This is a genomic window from Serratia sp. DFXYC6 (assembly GCF_057196085.1).
Genome location: NZ_JBXUNV010000005.1, coordinates 1 through 19,738, shown reverse-complemented (window position 1 = coordinate 19,738; position 19,738 = coordinate 1). Strand labels below are relative to the sequence as shown.

The following is a 19,738-nucleotide window of genomic DNA, read 5'->3' as shown; positions in this document are numbered from 1 at the left end:
CCTTATTTAGTTAAGTTCGGTAACTGTTAATCACGGCCGGTGCCACTATCTGCACCACTAACACCGCTAAATAGGTCAGGCCAAGCGGTATAAACTCCGCCTTGAACACCCCCAGCGCCACGATCAGCAAAACGATGGTGATCACGACCTTTAGCCCCTCGCCGATGGCGAACGACCAGGCAACCCTACCGGGCGCCGGCGTTTGCGCCTGATGGCGCAAGGCAAACAGCATAAACATTGCACTCGGCAACCAGGCGGCGAGACCGCCTGCCAACGCCGAAGCGCTCCATTCCGGGCTTTTCAGCCAGAAAGCAACGCTGATCAGAACAAAAGTCATTAACTGCAAAAACAGCAGTTTGCGTGCGACTTTCCCGCTGTAAAGGGACACAGACATGACGTTTGTTCTCTCCGTACCCCAGAGGGGGTATGCTGAGTGACGTATACAACTGTTTTTGCTGTCCTGAGTCAAGCAGCAAAAAACGAGCAAATTATACGGGGCATACCAACGAATTCAATCGATAAGTAGCGAAAAGGTGAACAATTATTTAAATTTCCCTATTCCAGCCTATTTTCACAAGAAAACGGTCGGAATAATAGGGCGCATTTAATTGTCTGATTATTCCAGCGTTGCGTTTAGAAACGCGAAGCTGATCACAGTAATGTCCCTTCCTGATTTATAGCCGATGGTCAACCAAACCGTCTTTAGCAATTTGAGCGATCAAAAAATTATATAAATCAAAACATTACTAGTTAACTGTTCAAAAACAATCCGTATACCCGATGAAAACCTTTTATTGACAAGCAGCGGGGCAATATTCCAACAGCCAATTAACATTAGCAGCAAACGCCAATCTTTCGCACATGATTGCTAACGTGACTATTTCTAAATGCAATTACTCTATTGTCGCTAATTAGCCGCGTTTTTTGTGTTAATAGAAAGTAAATTAACTAAAAAAAGCGACCAACTAATTAGCCTGCTTATCTTTCTGCTGGGTACGACCTTTAATTCACGCTTGTTTGATCAAAAGCAAACTCAGTTTGCCTTAAGAATCACCAGATGACGTTCGCCTTCCAGTTCAGGCACCTGCAGCCGCACGATAGACTCCAGGCTAACGCCAGCCGGCAGCTGCGTCAGTTCTTCATCCGGGCGCACGCCTTTCAACGCGTAAAAACGCCCCTGCCCTTTCGCCGGCAGGTGATGGCACCAGGACAGCATATCCTGCAGCGAAGCGAATGCCCGGCTGATCACGCCATCGAACGGTGGCTCGGCCGGAAACGCTTCGACGCGGCTCTGCACCGGCTCGATATTGTTCAGGCCCAGCTCATGCTGCACCTGGCGCAGGAAACGCACGCGCTTGCCCAGGCTGTCGAGCAGCGTGAAATGCGCATCCGGGCGCACAATCGCCAGCGGAATGCCCGGCAAGCCGGGGCCGGTGCCGACATCGATAAAACGCGAGCCCTGCAGATGCGGATTGACCACAATACTGTCGAGGATGTGGCGCACCAGCATTTGCTGCGGATCGCGCACCGACGTGAGGTTATAAGCCTTGTTCCACTTATCCAGCATGCCGACATAGCCCAGCAGCTGCTGTTTCTGCTGATCGGGCAGCTCAATGCCTGCTGCCGCGAGCAGCGAGTCTAATTTTTTTTGCACAACGGATCCTCTGGCAGGCGCTGAACGACCAGCGGATGGTTAGCTGGCGCAATGAGGCGACTATGATAATTCAGGGCGCAAGTGATGTCAGCGGCCGTTTGGCTACGGGTTGAGCAAACGGCCGCCTGGATGCGGGATTTATGCGCTGCGGCGCAGCAGTCCCTGCTTTTTCAGCCAGATCAGCAAAATCGAGATCGCCGCCGGTGTAATGCCGGAGATGCGCGAAGCCTGGCCGATGGAGTTCGGTTTGTGATCGTTCAGCTTGGCGATCACTTCGTTCGACAGCCCCGAAACCTGACGGTAGTCAAGATCCAGCGGCAGCACGGTGTTCTCGTTGCGCTGCTGTTTTTCGATCTCTTCCTGCTGGCGAGCGATATAGCCTTCGTATTTGACCTGGATCTCGACCTGCTCGGCGGCTTGTACGTCGTCCAACGGCGGCGCGAAGGCGTCGATGCCGGTCAACTGCGCGTAATCCATCTCAGGACGGCGCAGCAACTCTTCACCGTTCGCTTCACGCGACAGCGGCGCTTTCAGCAACGCATTGACCTGTTCGACGTTCTCGGCATGCGGGTGCATCCAGATGTCGCGCAGGCGCTGACGTTCACGTTCGATCCGCTCCAGCTTTTCGCTGTAGCGCGCCCAGCGCACGTCGTCCACCAGACCGAGTTCACGGCCTTTTTCCGTCAGGCGGAGATCGGCGTTGTCTTCGCGCAGCATCAGACGATACTCGGCGCGTGAGGTAAACATACGGTACGGTTCTTTGGTGCCGAGGGTGCTGAGGTCGTCCACCAGCACGCCGAGGTAGGCCTGATCGCGACGTGGCGCCCAGCCCTCTTGTTCATCGGCGAAGCGGCCGGCGTTCAGGCCGGCCAGCAGGCCCTGTGCGGCGGCTTCTTCATAGCCGGTGGTGCCGTTGATCTGGCCGGCGAAGAACAGGCCCTGAATAAATTTGCTTTCCAGCGTCGGTTTCAGATCGCGTGGATCGAAGAAATCGTACTCGATGGCATAACCAGGGCGAATAATACGCGCGTTCTGCATCCCTTCCATTGAACGAACGATCTGCATCTGCACGTCGAACGGCAGGCTGGTGGAGATCCCGTTAGGGTAAATCTCGTTGCTGGTCAGGCCTTCCGGCTCAAGGAAGATCTGGTGCGCGTTGCGATCGGCAAAACGCATGACCTTGTCTTCGATCGACGGACAGTAACGTGGGCCGATCCCTTCGATGATCCCGGCATACATCGGGCTGCGATCGAGGTTATTGCGGATTACGTCATGGGTTTTTTCATTGGTGTGGGTTATGTAGCACGCCATTTGTTCCGGGTGCTGGCTGGCATCGCCCAGGAACGAGAATACCGGCACCGGCGTATCGCCGTGTTGAGGTGCCAATACGCTGAAATCGATAGTGCGGGCGTCGATGCGCGGCGGCGTACCGGTTTTCAAGCGGTTAACGCGCAGCGGCAGTTCACGCAAACGCTGCGACAGCGAGATCGAAGGAGGATCCCCTGCGCGGCCGCCGCTGTAATTCTCCAGGCCGATATGGATCTTGCCGTCCAGGAAGGTGCCTACGGTCAATACCACCGCCTTGGCGCGGAATTTCAGACCCATTTGGGTGACGGCACCCACGACGCGATCGTTTTCGACGATCAGATCCTCAACCGGCTGTTGGAAGATCATCAGGTTGGGCTGGTTCTCCAACGCGGTACGGATCGCCTGCCGATACAGGACGCGATCCGCCTGAGCGCGAGTGGCGCGAACGGCAGGGCCTTTGCTGGCGTTTAGTATCCTAAACTGTATGCCGGCATGGTCGATCGCCGTTGCCATCAGGCCGCCGAGCGCATCAATTTCCTTAACCAGATGCCCTTTACCAATACCGCCAATCGCCGGGTTGCAGGACATCTGTCCCAGCGTATCGATATTGTGTGTCAATAATAAAGTCTGACGTCCCATGCGCGCCGCGGCCATGGCGGCCTCGGTACCTGCATGGCCACCACCGATGATGATGACGTCAAATTGATCTGGATAAAACATGGAACTGCACCTCGCCGTATTGCGAACGATCGTATTTGCCCTGGGGTCGGGGATTCTACTCAAGTTTAGACGATCGACCAAGTGGTCAGGATCGTCGGTAATTAAAAGAAGATCTTTTTTATTTAAAGATCTCTTTATTAGATCTCTTATTAGGATCGCGATCCTCTGTGGATAAGTGACTATTCACGATGAAGATCAGCAGATTAAGGAGGATCGTTTGCTGTGAATGATCGGTGATCCCGATGCAGATAAGCTGGGATCTAAAAGGCTTGTTATGCACAGGACAAAAAGCGCACTACGGTTGTTATTGGGATAACTACGGCTTTTACCCTGCTTTTAAGTATAGTTATCCACAATCGTTCGCACGATCTTTAGACGAATTAGAGTAAATTAATCCAGTTTTTTACCCATTCCTCGGCCGGATCCTCGGGAATTTCATGCTCGGTCACGTCGATCTCGAGACGATCGCCGATCCTTTTAGCGCCTCTGGCGATCAACAGATCGTCGATCTGTTTGATTGCGCCGCAGAAGGTATCGTATTCCGAACTGCCCAAACCGACGGCGCCGAACTGTACCTCGGAAAGATCCGGCTGCTGCTCAGCGATCTGTTCCAACAGCGGTTGAAGGTTATCTGGCAGTTCGCCGGCGCCGTGCGTGGAAGAGACCACCAGCCAGCGGCCGGTCAACGGCAGTTCATCCAGTTCAGGGCCGTGCAGCATCTCGGTAGAGAAACCCGCGTCTTCCAGCTTTTCAGCCAAATGTTCAGCCACGTATTCGGCGCTGCCAAGCGTACTGCCACTGATCAGAGTAATGTCTGCCATGAACCAACGATCCCAACCTTCTCACTCAAAGTGGCTGCATTGTACGCTGTGAATCGGCTGGGATCTACCTGTGGATAATGTGGGTATGCAATTTGGCGGGTTACGGCACGATGGTGCGCATAATGGGGTTCTGCAGTGAGATCAGCGTTTCGGTGGACTGGATCTCGTCGATGGTCTGGATCTTGTTGATAAGTACCTGTTGCAACGCGTCGATCGATCGGCACATTACCTTAATAAAGACGCTGTAGTGGCCGGTGGTGTAATAGGCTTCCACCACTTCTTCCAGGCTTTCCAGCTTCTTCAGCGCCGAAGGGTAATCCTTGGCGCTCTTTAATATGATGCCGATAAAGCAGCACACGTCGTAGCCCAGCTGTTTGGGGCTGACGTCGATGCGCGCGCCGGTGATGATCCCGGCCTGCTTCATCTTCTCCACCCGCACATGAATGGTGCCGGGGCTGACGGCGAAGTTTTTCGCCAGTTCGGCGTACGGTGTGCGCGCATTGTCCATCAGGGCGTTGAGAATGCCGCGATCGAGATTATCGATCTGATAAATTTCCGCCATTTAATCCCCCATTAATTAACGATTGTTGAATTCTGTCCGGGTAAAAATGAACGATTAAAAGTGAAAAGGCAATATTGATTAATGGATATTGAATTGTCGTGTCATTTTGTTGCTTAATCGATGGCAACAGAGACAGGTTTACAAGAGATACGGCAATGAAAAAACAGTTTATCCAAAAACAACAACAAATCAGCCAGGTCAAAGCCTTCTTCTCCCGCCAGCTGGAGCAACAGCTCGGTCTGATCGAAGTGCAAGCCCCGATCCTTAGCCGCCTGGGCGACGGCACGCAGGATAACCTTTCCGGCAGCGAGAAAGCGGTGCAGGTCAAAGTCAAAACCTTGCCGGACGCCACCTTCGAAGTGGTGCATTCGCTGGCGAAATGGAAACGCAAAACCCTGGGCAGCTACGATTTCGGTGCCGGCGAAGGCCTGTATACCCATATGAAGGCGCTGCGCCCGGATGAAGACCGCCTGACGCCTATCCACTCGGTGTACGTCGATCAGTGGGACTGGGAACGGGTGATGGGCGACGGTGAGCGTAGCCTGGACTACCTGAAAAACACCGTGCGCAGCATTTACGCTGCGATCAAGGCGACGGAGGCGGAAGTCAGCCGCGAGCATGGCCTGACCCCGTTCCTGCCGGAACAGATCCACTTTGTGCACAGCGAAACCCTGCTGCAGCGCTACCCTGATCTGGACGCCAAGGGGCGTGAGCGGGCGATCGCCAAAGAATTGGGCGCAGTGTTCCTGATTGGCATCGGCGGCAAGCTGTCACACGGTAAATCGCACGATGTGCGGGCGCCGGACTATGATGACTGGACCACGCCGACGGCGGATGGCCTGGCGGGCCTGAACGGTGATATCGTGGTGTGGAACCCGGTGCTGCAGGACGCTTTCGAGCTGTCCTCCATGGGGATCCGCGTTGACGCCGCCGCGCTGAAACATCAGCTGGCGCTGACCGGCGATGAAGAGCGCATGGCGTTGGAATGGCACCAGTCGTTGCTGCGCGGCGATATGCCGCAGACCATCGGCGGCGGCATCGGTCAGTCGCGTCTGGTGATGTTGTTGCTGCAACTGTCGCATATCGGCCAGGTGCAATGCGGCGTGTGGTCGCCGGAAGTGCGCGGCGCGGTCGAAGGCCTGCTCTAATCTCGCCTAGCGCCGCCAGCGGCGCATCAAACGGCTTTTCAGCCCGGTATCAAAGCGCCAGATATGATCGAAGATGCGCATGATGCCGGGTTTGCCGTAGGCGGACATCGCCACCGCGTGGAAACGTTGCTGGTGGCTTTGTTGCTGCTGTTTCACCTTCTTTATTACCTCCTCCGGCAACCGCTGGGCAATAAAATCGGAAATGATCACCGCATCGGCGTCGAACCAGCCGCTCTCCGCCATTTTGGTGACGGTGGCGTTCAGGCAGGCCGCCAGATCGGTGCCGCCACGAAACTGCTGGCCGAGAAAGCGCACTGCCTGCTCGATGCCGCTGGCGGCGGTGAGTTCGTAATGCACGATCTGGTTGGCGAACAGCATGATATAGCAGCGGCGGTTGTCCGCCAGCGCAATGCGCAGCAGCGCCAGACAGAACGCCTTGGCGCACTGTTCGTTGAAACCGCCCATCGATCCGGAGGTGTCCACGCAGACGATAAACGGCCCGCGCGGCTGTTGATCCTGCTGCTGGTGAGTGACCTGGCGGATCAGGATCTGTTCCTGCCAGACGTCGCCCTGCAGACGGTAGCTCAGCAGCCGCTTTTCCAACAGGCGGCGATAAAACTCGAATTCCAGCTCTTCAATCCCCAGCGTCGCCAGCTCCGGCGGCAGCAGGCGCAGAATGTCGTCGCTTTGATGAATGCCGCTCACTTCTTCCGGCAGCGTGGCCGGCACCTGCACCATGACCCTGAACGGCTCCGGCTGCGCGTCCTGTTGCTGCACCGCCTTGGCCTGATAGCTGCGGCCTAGCTGTTGCGCCAGTTTTTTCAGCTCCGGCTGCTGCTGCAAAAAGTTGCCGTACTCCACCAGCCGCTGATAATCGCCACGCTGCAGCTGGCCTTTGCTCATGTCCCACAGCCTGCCGGCGGCGGTGTCGTTTTCCGACAGCAGAGGTTCCAGCGCGCCGCTCAGCGCCAACCGCTCCTGCAGTTCCGCCATCAGCTGCTCGCGCTCTTGTTCCAGCAGTTGGTGGTGCAGCATGGTGGCCTGCAGCGTCAGGCTGATGCGCCAGCGCTGCAGAAACAGCGTTTGAAAGCTGTCGTCCAGCGGATGATTGGGCAGATCGGCGGCGTCCACCAGCGCGCGCGCCTGTTCATAAAACGGTGAGGCCAGCTGGCGCAGCAGCTCCATGGTGTCGTTGAGGTTGTGATAGAACTGGGTGTTGTTCTCCAGCTGGCACTGCTGGTAGCGATAGAATTCCTGCGCCAGCGCCGGCGGCACCATCGCCTCCTGCAGGCGTTCCTTAAGCTGCAGCTTCCAGCGCGGCAGATCGCGATCCAGCGCTCGGCGAAGGGCCGGAAACTTTTTAAAGAATACCGACAGCTGCGGCGCCGCCAGCATGCCGACGATCATCTCTTCGATCATCTCGCCTTCGGTGATCGCCAGCAGCAGATCGAGCGTCTCCAGACTGAGCATGGTTACTGGCCGCGCATTTGCTGCAGTTGCTGTTTAACCTGTTCCGCGACCTGCAGCAGACTGGCTTCGATCTTGGCCAGGCCGGCGGCGGGGGTGAACAGACAAGGCTGATGTTGGCTGAAGGCGCGGCGTTGCTCCGCCAGGCGCTGGGCCAATGCGTCCATTTCATCCAGCAGCGCCTGCGGCGTGGCGGTGGCCTGTTTGCCCGGCAGCGCCAGCAACGACGGCTGGCGGCTGACGTCCAACACCGTGAGGTGCAGTTGGTCATCCACTTCCAGGTCGATCGGCTGCGCAAAGCCGATGCCGTTCAGCTTGGCGCGCACGTCGCCGCCTTTTTGCAGCCAGTTGTCCAGCGCGCTGCTTTCGATGCTCAGATGGTTGACCTGAATGTCATGCAACTGCAGCGGCTTTTGCAACAGCAGAGTGAGGGTGCCGCCGGCGAACGGCGTGGCCGGCGCGTATTGCGGTTTGCGGCTGAACATGCCGCCTTTTTTCACCAGGCTGATGGCCTGCCGGTCGCTTTGTTGCTGCTGGTCCTGCAGCCAGCGAGTGTGGATCTGTTGCAACTGGATCAGCATCGACTGCTGCTGATAGGCCGACTCGGTCAGCAGCTGATCTATCTGCTGTTGCAGCAGCTTCAGCGAGGTGAGATCGTGCCACAGGCAGTCCTTCAACAGCATCAGATCGAGCGGGGCGATGGCGTCGCGCCCGCTGAAGAAGGCGCAGGCCTGCAGCAGGCGCAGGGCTTTTTTCCAGCGTCGATCGGAGACGTACGGCGCCTGTTCCAGCGCGTCCAGCCGCTGGCGCAGTTGGAAAATCAGCTCAAAGCAGGCTTCCGGCAGCGCCACCTTATCGATCTGCGGCTGCCACTGCAGAAACTCTTCGTCGCTGATGCTCAGCGCCGCCGGCACCGGGTTTTGGCTTTCGCTCTGGCGGTTGACCAGCAGCGAGCGGAAATTCTGTTTATCCTGCACCTTGTCCAGCCACAGGCGGATCAGCATGCGGTCATATAAGGCTTCGAGGCTGTTGTCCGATTCGGGCAGTTCGTTGGAGGCGGTGACCAGCAGGCGCAGCGGGATCGGTTCTTCGCTGTTGCCGTTGCGAAAGCGGCGTTCGTTGATCGCCGTCAGCAGGGTGTTGAGGATCGCCGGGCCAGCCTTCCAGATCTCGTCCAGAAACACGATCTCCGCTTCCGGCAGATAGCCGGCGGTCAGACGCTGATAGCGCCCCTCATCTTTCAGCGCCTGGATAGAGAGCGGGCCGAAGACCTCTTCCGGCGTGGAAAAACGCGTCATCAGGTATTCAAAGGAGCGGGCGTTGCGGAAGGCAAACTTCAGCCGGCGCGCGATCAGGCTCTTGGCGATGCCGGGCGGGCCGAGCAGGAATACGCTTTCGCCGCTCAGCGCCGCCAGCAGGCACAGACGGATTGCCTCTTGCCGCTCATAAAGACCGCTCTCCAGCGAGCTGCTGAGGCGGGAAATTCGTTCTGCCAGAAGGGATGATGGCGTCATATAATTGTCGCATTGTCCGAGAGTTAGCCAATCTTGGTCGATAATCCGATGATAAACCACCATTATTTTTAGTGGTATAGCCCGTTGATTAGTAATATTTTTCTACGTTAAGCCGGATATTCGGTTCACATTTTGTTTATTTTTCGGCTCTGATATAAGGGTAGGCAAGCGGTATAAATGGTGCATACTGTGCGGCTTTCTGGTGGGCGTGACGGATCTTTGAGCCCGTATTTTGCCTGATGCGGATGCATCGCTAACGGATGTTCTGATAAAGAAACGAATTATGAGCGCAGAGCATAAGCAGTCCTTATCGGCGGTAACCCTGGCTGCCATCGGCGTGGTCTACGGTGATATCGGCACCAGCCCTCTCTATACGCTGAGAGAGTGTTTCTCCGGCCATTACGGCTTCGATGTTCGTCCAGACGTGGTTTTCGGCTTCCTGTCGCTGATTTTCTGGATGCTGATCGTGATCGTTTCCCTCAAATATCTCACCTACGTGATGCGCGCGGACAACGCCGGCGAGGGCGGTATTCTGACGCTGATGTCGCTGGCCGGGCGCAATACCTCGGCGCGTACTACTGCGGTGCTGGTGATACTGGGCCTGATCGGTGGCAGCTTCTTCTATGGCGAGGTGGTGATCACCCCGGCTATCTCGGTGATGTCGGCGATAGAGGGGTTGGAAATCGCCGCGCCTGCGCTTGACGCCTATATCGTGCCGCTCTCCATTCTGGTGTTGACGCTGCTGTTCGTTATCCAAAAGCACGGCACCGGCAGCGTCGGCAAGCTGTTCGCCCCGGTAATGCTGCTGTGGTTCATCGTGTTGGCGGTGCTGGGCACGCGCAGCATCATTTCAAACCCGGAAGTGCTGCAGGCGCTGAATCCCAAATGGGCGCTCAACTTCTTCATTGAATATAAGAAGGTGTCGTTCTTCGCACTGGGGGCAGTGGTGTTGTCGATCACCGGCGTCGAGGCGCTGTATGCCGATATGGGGCACTTCGGCAAGTTCCCGATCCGCCTGGCCTGGTTCACCGTGGTGCTGCCTTCGCTGGTGCTCAACTACTTCGGCCAAGGGGCGCTGCTGCTGAAAAATCCGGAGGCGATCAAAAACCCGTTCTTCCTGCTGGCGCCCGATTGGGCGCTGATCCCGCTGCTGATTCTGGCGACCCTGGCGACGGTGATCGCTTCGCAGGCGGTGATTTCCGGCGTCTTCTCGCTGACTCGCCAGGCGGTGCGCCTGGGCTATCTGTCGCCGATGCGCATCATTCACACCTCGGAAATGGAATCCGGCCAGATCTACATTCCGGTGATCAACTGGACGCTGTACATCTCGGTGGTGCTGGTGATCATCGGCTTCGAGCACTCCAGCAACCTGGCGGCGGCGTACGGCATCGCCGTCACCGGCACCATGGTGCTGACCAGCATTCTGGTCACTTCGGTGGCGATTAATAACTGGCACTGGAACCGCTTCCTGGCGATCGGCATCGTAACCATCTTGCTGATCATCGACGTGCCGATGTTCTCTGCCAACGCCCTGAAGCTGTTCTCCGGCGGCTGGTTACCGCTGACCCTGGCGCTGGTGATGTTCATCATTATGACTACCTGGAAGAGCGAGCGTTTCCGCCTGTTGCGTCGTCTGCATGAGCACGGCAACTCGCTGGAGGCGATGATTGCCTCGCTGGAGAAATCGCCGCCGGTACGGGTGCCGGGCACCGCGGTCTTCTTGTCGCGCGCCACCAACGTCATTCCTTTTGCGCTGTTGCATAACCTGAAACACAACAAGGTGCTGCACGAGCGCGTGGTGCTGCTGACGCTGCGCACCGAGGATGCGCCTTACGTGCACAACGTGCGCCGGGTGACCATCGAGCAGCTGTCGCCGACCTTCTGGCGGGTGGTGGCCAGCTACGGCTGGCGCGAAACACCGAACGTCGAGGAGGTGTTCCACCGCTGCGGGCTGGAAGGGTTGCCGTGCCGCATGTCGGAGACGTCGTTCTTCATGTCCCATGAATCGCTGATCCTCACCAAGCGGCCGTGGTACCTCTACCTGCGCGGCAAACTGTTCGTCGCCCTGAGCCGCAATGCCCTGCGCGCGCCGGATCAGTTCGAAATCCCGCCGAACCGGGTCATCGAACTCGGTACGCAGGTCGAGATCTAATCTGCCTGACAGGGGCTCAGCATGGCTGAGCCCCTTTTGTTTGCGCTTTCTCCGTGCGCGAACGAAACGTTTCGATAACGATCACACTTCTGCATTGTCCGGGTTGCCTTCCCCTGACGTTTTTTTAAACTCCCCCAAAGAGCGAAACGTTTCGCTAGCGGAGTGAGAAGATGAAAAAAGGCGTATTACTGAATTCTGACGTGTCTGCCGTGATTGCCCGGCTGGGGCATACCGACCAGCTCACCCTGTGCGATGCGGGCCTGCCGATACCGGCGGCGACGCAGCGCATCGATCTGGCGTTGACGCAGGGCGTGCCGACCTTCATGCAGGTGTTCGCGGCGGTCACGCAAGAGATGCAGGTAGAAAGCGCCATCCTGGCGGAAGAGATCGTGAAACAGAATCCGTCGCTCCACGAGGCTCTGTTGGCTGAACTGACCGCACTGGGCCAACGCCAGGGCAATACCATCAGCGTGCGCTATATCAGCCATCAGGCGTTTAAAGCGCAAACCGAGCACAGCCGGGCGGTGATCCGCAGCGGGGAGTGTTCGCCTTACGCGAACGTGATCCTGTGCGCCGGCGTAACTTTCTGAGGCGTTTATGCAACCTTTACTGCAACTGAAAGGGATTGATAAAGCCTTTCCCGGCGTGAAGGCGCTTTCCGGCGCTGCCCTCAGCGTTTATCCCGGCAAGGTGATGGCGCTGGTGGGGGAAAACGGCGCCGGGAAGTCCACCATGATGAAAGTGCTGACCGGCATCTACCAGAAAGACGCCGGCAGCCAGTATTTTCTCGGTAAAGAGGTGGCGTTCAACGGGCCAAAGGATTCGCAGGAAGCGGGCATCGGCATTATTCATCAGGAGCTGAACCTGATCCCGCAGCTGACGATTGCGGAAAACATCTTCCTCGGCCGCGAGTTCGTCAACCGTTTCGGCCGCATTGACTGGAAGCGCATGTACGCCGAGGCCGATCGCTTGCTGGCGCGCCTCAATCTGCGCTACAGCAGCCACCGGCTGGTGGGCGAGCTGTCGATCGGCGATCAGCAGATGGTGGAGATTGCCAAGGTGCTGAGCTTCGAATCGAAAGTGATCATCATGGACGAACCGACCGATGCGCTGACCGACACCGAAACCGCCTCGCTGTTCAAGGTGATCAATGAGCTGAAGGCCGAAGGGCGCGGCATCGTCTATATCTCGCACCGTCTGAAAGAGATCTTTGAAATCTGCGACGACGTGACCGTGTTCCGCGACGGGCAGTTTATCGCCGAGCGGCCGGTGAGCGAGCTGCAGGAAGATTCGCTGATTGAGATGATGGTCGGCCGCAAGCTGGAAGAACAATATCCGCGCCTGGATTTGCCGCGTGGTGAAAAGCGGCTGGAAGTCAGTCATCTTTCCGGCCCCGGCGTTGAAGACGTCAGCTTTACGCTGTACCGCGGCGAGATCCTCGGCGTGGCCGGGCTGATGGGCGCCGGGCGCACCGAATTGATGAAGATCCTGTACGGCGCCGCGCCGCGCAAGGCCGGCACCGTCAGCCTGGACGGCCGCGAGGTGGTCGCCCATTCGCCGCAGGATGGGTTGGCGAACGGCATCGTCTATATCTCGGAAGACCGCAAGCGCGACGGCCTGGTGTTGGGCATGTCGGTGAAGGAAAACATGTCGCTGACCGCGCTGCGCTACTTTAGCCGCGCCGACGGCAGCCTGAAACAGGCCGACGAGCGGCAGGCGGTGGGGGATTTCATCCGGCTGTTCAATATTAAAACGCCGTCGATGGAGCAGCCTATAGGTCTGCTTTCCGGCGGCAATCAGCAAAAAGTGGCGATCGCCCGCGGCCTGATGACCCGGCCGAAGGTGCTGATCCTCGATGAGCCGACGCGCGGCGTCGATGTCGGCGCCAAAAAAGAGATTTATCAGTTAATCAACCAGTTCAAACAGGAAGGGCTGAGCATCATTCTGGTGTCTTCGGAAATGCCGGAGGTGATGGGCATGAGCGATCGCATTCTGGTGATGCACGAAGGGCATCTCAGCGGCGAGTTCCCGATTGAACAGGCCACCCAGGAAGCGTTGATGGCGGCAGCCGTCGGCAAGCAATACGGCGTAAAGCAGGAGTAATCAGATATGAGTTCCCAGACTATCGCAGCTAAGCGCTGGTTCAGTAAAGAGTGGCTGTTAGAGCAGAAGTCGTTGATTGCGCTGCTGGTGCTGATCGCTGTGGTCTCTTCCATGAGCCCGAACTTCTTCACCCTGAACAACCTGTTCAATATTCTGCAGCAGACCTCGGTCAACGCCATCATGGCGGTGGGGATGACGCTGGTGATCCTCACTTCCGGCATCGATCTGTCGGTGGGATCGCTGCTGGCCCTGACCGGCGCGGTGGCGGCGTCGATCGTCGGCTTTGAAGTCAACGCGCTGGTGGCGGTGGCGGCGGCCTTGGCGCTGGGCGCCGCGATTGGCGCCTGCACCGGGGTGATCGTCGCCAAAGGCAAAGTGCAGGCCTTTATCGCCACGCTGGTGATGATGCTGCTGCTGCGCGGCGTCACCATGGTGTACACCAACGGCAGCCCGATCAATACCGGTTTCACCGACGTGGCCGACACCTTCGGTTGGTTCGGCATCGGCCGTCCGCTGGGTGTGCCTACGCCGATCTGGATCATGGCGATCGTGTTCATCGCCGCCTGGTATATGCTGCACCATACGCGCCTGGGCCGCTATATTTATGCCTTGGGCGGCAACGAGGCGGCGACCCGTCTGTCCGGCATCAGCGTCGATAAAGTGAAGATTATCGTCTACTCGCTGTGCGGCCTGCTGGCGGCGCTGGCGGGGGTGATCGAAGTAGCGCGCCTGTCGTCGGCACAGCCGACCGCCGGTACCGGCTATGAGCTGGACGCCATCGCCGCCGTGGTGCTGGGCGGCACCAGCCTGGCTGGCGGCAAGGGGCGCATCGTCGGCACGCTGATCGGGGCGCTGATCCTCGGCTTCCTGAACAATGGCCTGAATTTACTGGGTGTTTCTTCCTACTACCAAATGATCGTGAAGGCAGTGGTGATACTGCTGGCGGTTCTGGTAGATAACAAAAGCAACAAGTAACCTCCCCCTACAGGAATCACGATGATGAAAATGAAAAAACTGGCAACCTTAGCCTCCGCCATCGCGCTGAGCGCCACCCTGAGCGCCAATGCCATGGCCAAAGAGACCATCGCGCTGGTGGTGTCCACCCTCAACAACCCGTTCTTCGTCTCGATGAAGGACGGAGCGCAGCAAGAGGCCAATAAGCTGGGCTACAACCTGGTGGTGCTGGACTCCCAGAACAACCCGGCGAAAGAGCTGGCCAACGTGCAGGATCTGATGGTGCGGGCGCCTAAGCTGCTGCTGATCAACCCGACCGACTCCGATGCGGTCGGCAACGCCATCAAGATGGCCAACCAGGCTAAGATCCCGGTCATCACGCTGGACCGCGTGGCGAGCAAGGGTGAAGTGGTGAGCCATATCGCTTCGGATAACCGCGTGGGCGGCAAAATGGCCGGCGACTTCATCGCCAAGAAAGCGGGCGCCGACGCCAAGGTGATTCAGCTGGAAGGCATTGCCGGCACCTCCGCCGCGCGTGAACGCGGCGAAGGCTTCAAACAGTCGCTGGATCAGAATAAATTCAAGCTGCTGGCCAGCCAGCCGGCCGATTTCGACCGCACCAAGGGCCTGAACGTGATGCAGAACCTGCTGACTGCGCATCCGGATGTGCAGGCGGTATTTGCCCAGAACGATGAAATGGCGCTGGGCGCGCTGCGTGCGCTGCAAACCGCCGGTAAAACCGACGTGATCGTGGTAGGCTTCGACGGCACCGCCGACGGCGTGAAAGCGGTTGAAGGCGGCAAGCTGGCGGCGACCGTGGCGCAGCGTCCCGATCAGATCGGCGTGATAGGCGTGGAAACCGCCGATAAAGTGCTGAAAGGCGAAAAAGTGCCGGCGACCATTCCGGTCGATTTGAAACTGGTCACTCAGTAAGTCATACCAGCGCCATCGGGACGGGGCGTTTACGATGGCGCGCAATTCAGGAATCAATGCGATGGAAACAGGTAAGCTGGTGGTTCTGGGCAGCATCAATGCCGACCATATCCTCAATATTGAACAATTCCCCCACCCGGGCGAAACGGTGATCGGGAAGCAGTATAAGGTGGCGTTTGGCGGCAAGGGCGCGAATCAGGCGGTGGCGGCCGGGCGCAGTGGGGCGGAGATCGCCTTTATCGCCTGCGTGGGCGCCGACGATATCGGCGAGCGTGTCCGCCGGCAGCTGGCGAGCGATCGCATTGATACCCAACCGATTGAAGCCATCGCCGACAGCACCACCGGCGTGGCGCTGATCTTCGTCAACGCCGAAGGCGAGAACGTGATCGGCATCAATGCCGGCGCCAACGCCGCGGTAACGCCGGATTACCTGGCGCGCTACCGGCAAAAAGTCATCGACGCCGATGCCCTGCTGATGCAGCTGGAGTCGCCGTTGGAGACGGTGATCGCCGCCGCCCGCCTGGCGAAGCAACATCAAACGCAAGTGATCCTCAACCCGGCCCCGGCGCGCGAGCTGCCGGACGAGCTGCTGGGGATGATTGATATGATCACCCCGAATGAAACCGAAGCGCAGCGCCTGACCGGCATCGCTGTGGACAACGACGCCGATGCGGCGCGCGCGGCGCAGGCGCTGCACGACAAAGGCATCGCGACGGTGATCATCACCCTCGGCAGCCGTGGCGTGTGGCTGAGCGAAAACGGCAACGGCAAACGGGTGCCCGGCTTCAAAGTGCAAGCGGTGGATACCATCGCCGCCGGCGATACCTTTAACGGTGCGCTGGTGACCGCCCTGTTGGAAGGCAACAGCATGGCCGACGCGGTGCGTTTCGCCCATGCGGCGGCGGCGATCGCCGTAACCCGCCCCGGCGCGCAGCCTTCGGTGCCGTGGCGCGAAGAGATTGACGCCTTCTTGCAGCAACAGGGGTGATCCTTTGGCCACCATGAAAGATGTCGCCCGCCTGGCGGGCGTTTCAACCTCTACCGTTTCGCATGTGGTCAACAACAATCGCTTTGTCAGCGACAGCGTGCGCGACAAGGTCATGGCGGCCGTGGAACAGTTGAACTATGCGCCTTCTGCGCTGGCGCGCAGCCTGAAGCTTAATCAGACCCGCACCATCGGCATGCTGGTGACCGCCAGCAACAACCCGTTTTATGCTGAAGTGGTGCGCGGCGTGGAGCGCAGCTGCTATGAACGTGGCTACAGTCTGATCCTGTGCAATACCGAAGAAGACGCCGCGCGCATGAACCGCAGCATGGAGACGCTGCTGCAAAAGCGCGTCGACGGTTTGCTGTTGATGTGCACCGAAAACCACCGGCCATCGCAAGATGCCCTGAGCCGTTACCCGTCATTGCCGATCGTGATGATGGACTGGGCGCCGTTCGAGGGCGCGAACGATATTATTCAGGATAACTCGCTGCTGGGCGGCGAGATGGCGACCGATCATCTGATCGCCCGCGGCTACCGCAAGATCGCCTGCATCGCCGGCCCGCAGGATAAAACCACCGCCCGTCACCGGCTGGAAGGCTATCGCAACGCGATGCGGCGCGCCGGATTACCGGTTCCGACAGGGTATGAAGTGCATTGCGACTTTGAGTTTGAGGGCGGCGTGAACGCCATGCGCCAACTGTTAGCGCTGGACGAACCGCCGCATGCGGTGTTCGCCGGCAACGACGCGGTGGCGGTAGGCGTTTATCAGGCGCTGTATCAGGCCGGGCTTTCCGTGCCGCAGGATATGGCGGTGATGGGGTACGATGATATTGAGCTGGCGCGTTATCTGGCGCCGCCGCTGAGCACCATTCATCAACCGAAGGATTCGTTGGGCGAGCTGGCGATCGATGCGCTGATCAACCGCCTGCAAAACCCGGAGCGCGCGCCCCAGGTGCTGGTGCTGACGCCCGAGCTGGTGGAACGCGCTTCGGTGGGCCGCCGTTAACTGGCCGCCTTCGCTTCTTTCTTGCTTTCCTGGCCGCTGATCAAATTGCGGCCATCTTTCCTTCTCAGCAACATAAACACCAGCGCCGACGCCACGGTGACGATCCCCATGGTGATAAAGGTGTAGTGGAAGTGGTCGATCATGGTGCCTAACGACAGGGATTCGTAAAAACGCAGCACCGCCGCGCTGATCGCCACGCCGAAGCTGATGGACAGTTGTTGGGTGACCGCCAGGACGCTGTTGCCGGCGCTGGCGTTGGCGTCGTTCAAATCCGCCAGGCTGATGGTGTTCATGGCGGTGAACTGGGTGGACATCGCCATGCCCAGCACGAACAGCGGCAGGATCATCAGCCACAGCGGCATGCCCGGGCTTTGCAGGGCAAACTGGGCGATCAGCACCCCGATGATAACGGTGATGCCGACCAGCGTTTTACGATAACCGAACCAGCGCAGCACCTGAGTGACGGTGGATTTCGCCATCAGTGAGCCGATGGCGGTTGGCGCCATCATGCAACCGGCGACGATTGCCGTGTAACCGAATCCCACCTGCAGCATGAGCGGCATTAAAAACGGCACGCAGCCGGTGCCCAACCTAGAGGCGACGTTGCCGGCGATGCCGACCGAGAAGGTGCGGGTTTTGAACAGGTCGAGACCGATCAGCGGCTGAGGGTGGCGGCGTGCGTGCGCGATGTAGCCGAACAGCATCACGAAGCCGCTGAGCAGAATGCCCAGCGAAACGTAGCTCGCCAGCACCCGCTCGCCAAACAGTTCCAGCCCGGTAGAGATCAGCACCAGACTCAGGCCGAACAGCATAAAACCAAGGAAATCGAAGCGGCGTTTGGGCGTGGTGAAGTCCGGCATGTATTTGCGTGCATAGAAGATGCCGAGCAGACCGATAGGGATATTGATCAGGAAAATCCAGTGCCAGGTGGCGTAGGTTACCAGCCAGCCGCCCAGCAGCGGCCCGAGAATTGGCCCGACCAGGCCGGGCATGGTGACGAAGTTCAGCACCGGCAGCAGTTCGCTGCGCGGGTAGGCGCGCAGCAGCGCCAACCGCGCGACCGGCATCATCATCGCGCCGCCGATGCCCTGCAGCACGCGAGAGGCAACCAGCACGCTCAACGTGGGGGAGAGGGCGCACAACAGCGAACCGAGGGTGAATAACGTGACGGCGAAGATGAACACGCGGCGGGTGCCGAAGCGGTCCGCCAGCCAACCGCTGACCGGGATCAGCATCGCCACCGTCAGCGTGTAGCTGATGACGGCCGATTGCATCGCCAGCGGCGAACGCCCCAGGCTTTGGGCGATCGCCGGCAGCGCGGTGTTGAGGATAGTGGCGTCCAGCGCCTGCATAAAGAACGCCATTGCGGCGATCCACGGTAGTCCTGCCATACTGCGCGCGGATTGGGTCATGGTCGGTCCTGGTTAAATGGTCGTCTGTCCCTCGTCTCTTTCTTCTATATATAAGCGGGGAGCGTGTCTAGTCTTTCTCTTTCAGCAGCACCTGGCAGGCGACGAGTGCGCCTGCGCTGTCTCCGGCGAGTATCGCATCGACGATAGCCTGATGATGGCGCAGCTTGATCACTTCATTGCCGGTGATGGCGCGGAAGTAGCTTTGGTACACCGAACTGAACAGGTTGGCGAACGAGGTCAGGAACGGGTTGCCGCTGGCCTCGTAGATAAGCTGGTGGAATTGGGTATCGACCTGGATCCAACGCTCGCGATCAAACTGGGTATGCAGCGCGCGCATTTCCGCCATCAGCCCCGCCAGCAACTTGGTTTGTTGCGGGCTGGCGTGGTTTGCCGCCAACGCGCAGGCCTGCGGCTCCAGCGAGGTGCGCAAGATAAGGAAGTGTTGCATCACCTGATCGAAGTTTTCCCGCGTCATCCACCAGGTCAGTAAATCTTGATCGAGGAAATTCCATTGGCTTTGCGGCATCACGCGGGTGCCAATGCGCGGGCGCGGCAACAACATGCCTTTGGCGGCTAACATCTTTACCGCTTCGCGCACCGCGGTGCGGCTGACGCCGAATTGCTCGCCCAGTTCCATTTCACCAGGCAGGATGCTGCCGGCCTGATAATCGCCTGCCAGAATTTGTTGGCCGAGTTTTTCTGCAAGCAGATAAGAAAGATTGCGTTGGGCGGCCTGTTGTTGTGCATTTAACGGCATGGCTGCGGATCCTTACTGACATCGTTATTTCTATTTTACTCCAGTGATCGCCAGCTTTTATGGCTGTTTACCTGAAAAAGTGACATTAATTCGCCGCTTTTTCGCCCTTTTGTTGAAAAAATCCGCGCTTGAAAAGTTTTTTGCAATTAGGGGTTGCGGCCTGCCGAGAACTCCCTATAATGCGCCTCCACTGACCGGGAACAACGACTGACAAGCCGCCGGGTCAACGAGAAGAAAGC

17 protein-coding genes are annotated in these 19,738 nt (G+C 58.4%); 8 read left to right on the top strand and 9 right to left on the bottom strand.

Annotated elements, in window-relative coordinates:
- Positions 1–10 precede the first annotated feature (10 nt).
- From atpI to asnC, 5 genes are all read right to left on the bottom strand, one after another.
- Positions 11–394 carry a F0F1 ATP synthase subunit I gene (atpI, locus tag AC2CGQ_RS21140; protein ID WP_004933796.1) on the bottom strand — a complete coding sequence of 128 codons (384 nt, stop codon included), beginning with the start codon at positions 392–394 and terminating at the stop codon, positions 11–13.
- Between the two features lie 639 nt (positions 395–1,033).
- A complete protein-coding gene (gene rsmG, locus AC2CGQ_RS21135; protein ID WP_015379471.1) occupies positions 1,034–1,654 on the bottom strand; it encodes a 16S rRNA (guanine(527)-N(7))-methyltransferase RsmG in 621 nt (206 codons plus the stop codon).
- Positions 1,655–1,792: 138 nt separating this feature from the next.
- Positions 1,793–3,682: a tRNA uridine-5-carboxymethylaminomethyl(34) synthesis enzyme MnmG gene (gene mnmG, locus AC2CGQ_RS21130; RefSeq protein WP_044030154.1), complete on the bottom strand. Its 1,890-nt coding sequence runs from the start codon at positions 3,680–3,682 to the stop codon at positions 1,793–1,795.
- Positions 3,683–4,062: 380 nt separating this feature from the next.
- Positions 4,063–4,503, bottom strand: a complete 441-nt coding sequence (gene mioC, locus AC2CGQ_RS21125; protein WP_016929621.1) for an FMN-binding protein MioC — start codon at positions 4,501–4,503, stop codon at positions 4,063–4,065.
- Positions 4,504–4,603: 100 nt separating this feature from the next.
- A complete protein-coding gene (gene asnC, locus AC2CGQ_RS21120; RefSeq protein WP_004933786.1) occupies positions 4,604–5,065 on the bottom strand; it encodes a transcriptional regulator AsnC in 462 nt (153 codons plus the stop codon).
- A gap of 155 nt (positions 5,066–5,220) precedes the next feature.
- Between asnC and asnA the strand changes: the two genes are divergently transcribed.
- Complete coding sequence (gene asnA / locus AC2CGQ_RS21115) at positions 5,221–6,213, top strand: aspartate--ammonia ligase (protein ID WP_484593868.1); 993 nt, start codon at positions 5,221–5,223, stop codon at positions 6,211–6,213.
- A 6-nt stretch (positions 6,214–6,219) separates the two neighbouring features.
- On the opposite strand, the gene viaA is transcribed toward asnA, so the two are convergent.
- Positions 6,220–7,683, bottom strand: coding sequence for an ATPase RavA stimulator ViaA (viaA, locus tag AC2CGQ_RS21110; protein WP_033631382.1), 1,464 nt, complete (start codon positions 7,681–7,683; stop codon positions 6,220–6,222).
- 2 nt (positions 7,684–7,685) lie between these two features.
- Positions 7,686–9,194 (bottom strand): ATPase RavA, encoded by a 1,509-nt coding sequence (ravA, locus tag AC2CGQ_RS21105; RefSeq protein ID WP_484593867.1) that lies wholly within the window; start codon positions 9,192–9,194, stop codon positions 7,686–7,688.
- 283 nt (positions 9,195–9,477) lie between these two features.
- Here ravA and kup point away from each other — a divergent pair, with 283 nt between their 5' ends.
- From kup to rbsR, 7 genes are all read left to right on the top strand, one after another.
- On the top strand, positions 9,478–11,346 hold the full coding sequence (gene kup / locus AC2CGQ_RS21100; protein ID WP_484593866.1) for a low affinity potassium transporter Kup: 1,869 nt from the start codon (positions 9,478–9,480) through the stop codon (positions 11,344–11,346).
- Positions 11,347–11,516: 170 nt separating this feature from the next.
- Positions 11,517–11,936 (top strand): D-ribose pyranase, encoded by a 420-nt coding sequence (gene rbsD, locus AC2CGQ_RS21095; RefSeq protein WP_015379466.1) that lies wholly within the window; start codon positions 11,517–11,519, stop codon positions 11,934–11,936.
- Between the two features lie 7 nt (positions 11,937–11,943).
- Positions 11,944–13,449 (top strand): ribose ABC transporter ATP-binding protein RbsA, encoded by a 1,506-nt coding sequence (gene rbsA / locus AC2CGQ_RS21090; RefSeq protein ID WP_004933767.1) that lies wholly within the window; start codon positions 11,944–11,946, stop codon positions 13,447–13,449.
- Between the two features lie 6 nt (positions 13,450–13,455).
- A complete protein-coding gene (gene rbsC, locus AC2CGQ_RS21085) occupies positions 13,456–14,424 on the top strand; it encodes a ribose ABC transporter permease (protein ID WP_033652333.1) in 969 nt (322 codons plus the stop codon).
- A 24-nt stretch (positions 14,425–14,448) separates the two neighbouring features.
- Positions 14,449–15,336, top strand: coding sequence for a ribose ABC transporter substrate-binding protein RbsB (gene rbsB, locus AC2CGQ_RS21080; RefSeq protein WP_041922379.1), 888 nt, complete (start codon positions 14,449–14,451; stop codon positions 15,334–15,336).
- Positions 15,337–15,397: 61 nt separating this feature from the next.
- The gene (gene rbsK / locus AC2CGQ_RS21075; protein ID WP_015379464.1) at positions 15,398–16,324 is read left to right on the top strand and encodes a ribokinase; all 927 of its coding nucleotides are present in this window, start codon (positions 15,398–15,400) and stop codon (positions 16,322–16,324) included.
- Positions 16,325–16,328: 4 nt separating this feature from the next.
- A complete protein-coding gene (rbsR, locus tag AC2CGQ_RS21070) occupies positions 16,329–17,330 on the top strand; it encodes a ribose operon transcriptional repressor RbsR (protein ID WP_021504176.1) in 1,002 nt (333 codons plus the stop codon).
- Here rbsR and mdtD read toward each other — a convergent pair.
- On the bottom strand, positions 17,327–18,742 hold the full coding sequence (gene mdtD / locus AC2CGQ_RS21065) for a multidrug transporter subunit MdtD (protein WP_015379462.1): 1,416 nt from the start codon (positions 18,740–18,742) through the stop codon (positions 17,327–17,329). The two genes, rbsR and mdtD, sit on opposite strands and share 4 nt — an antisense overlap.
- A 67-nt stretch (positions 18,743–18,809) precedes the next feature.
- Positions 18,810–19,499: a FadR/GntR family transcriptional regulator gene (locus AC2CGQ_RS21060; RefSeq protein WP_004933751.1), complete on the bottom strand. Its 690-nt coding sequence runs from the start codon at positions 19,497–19,499 to the stop codon at positions 18,810–18,812.
- Between the last annotated feature and the right edge of the window lie 239 nt (positions 19,500–19,738).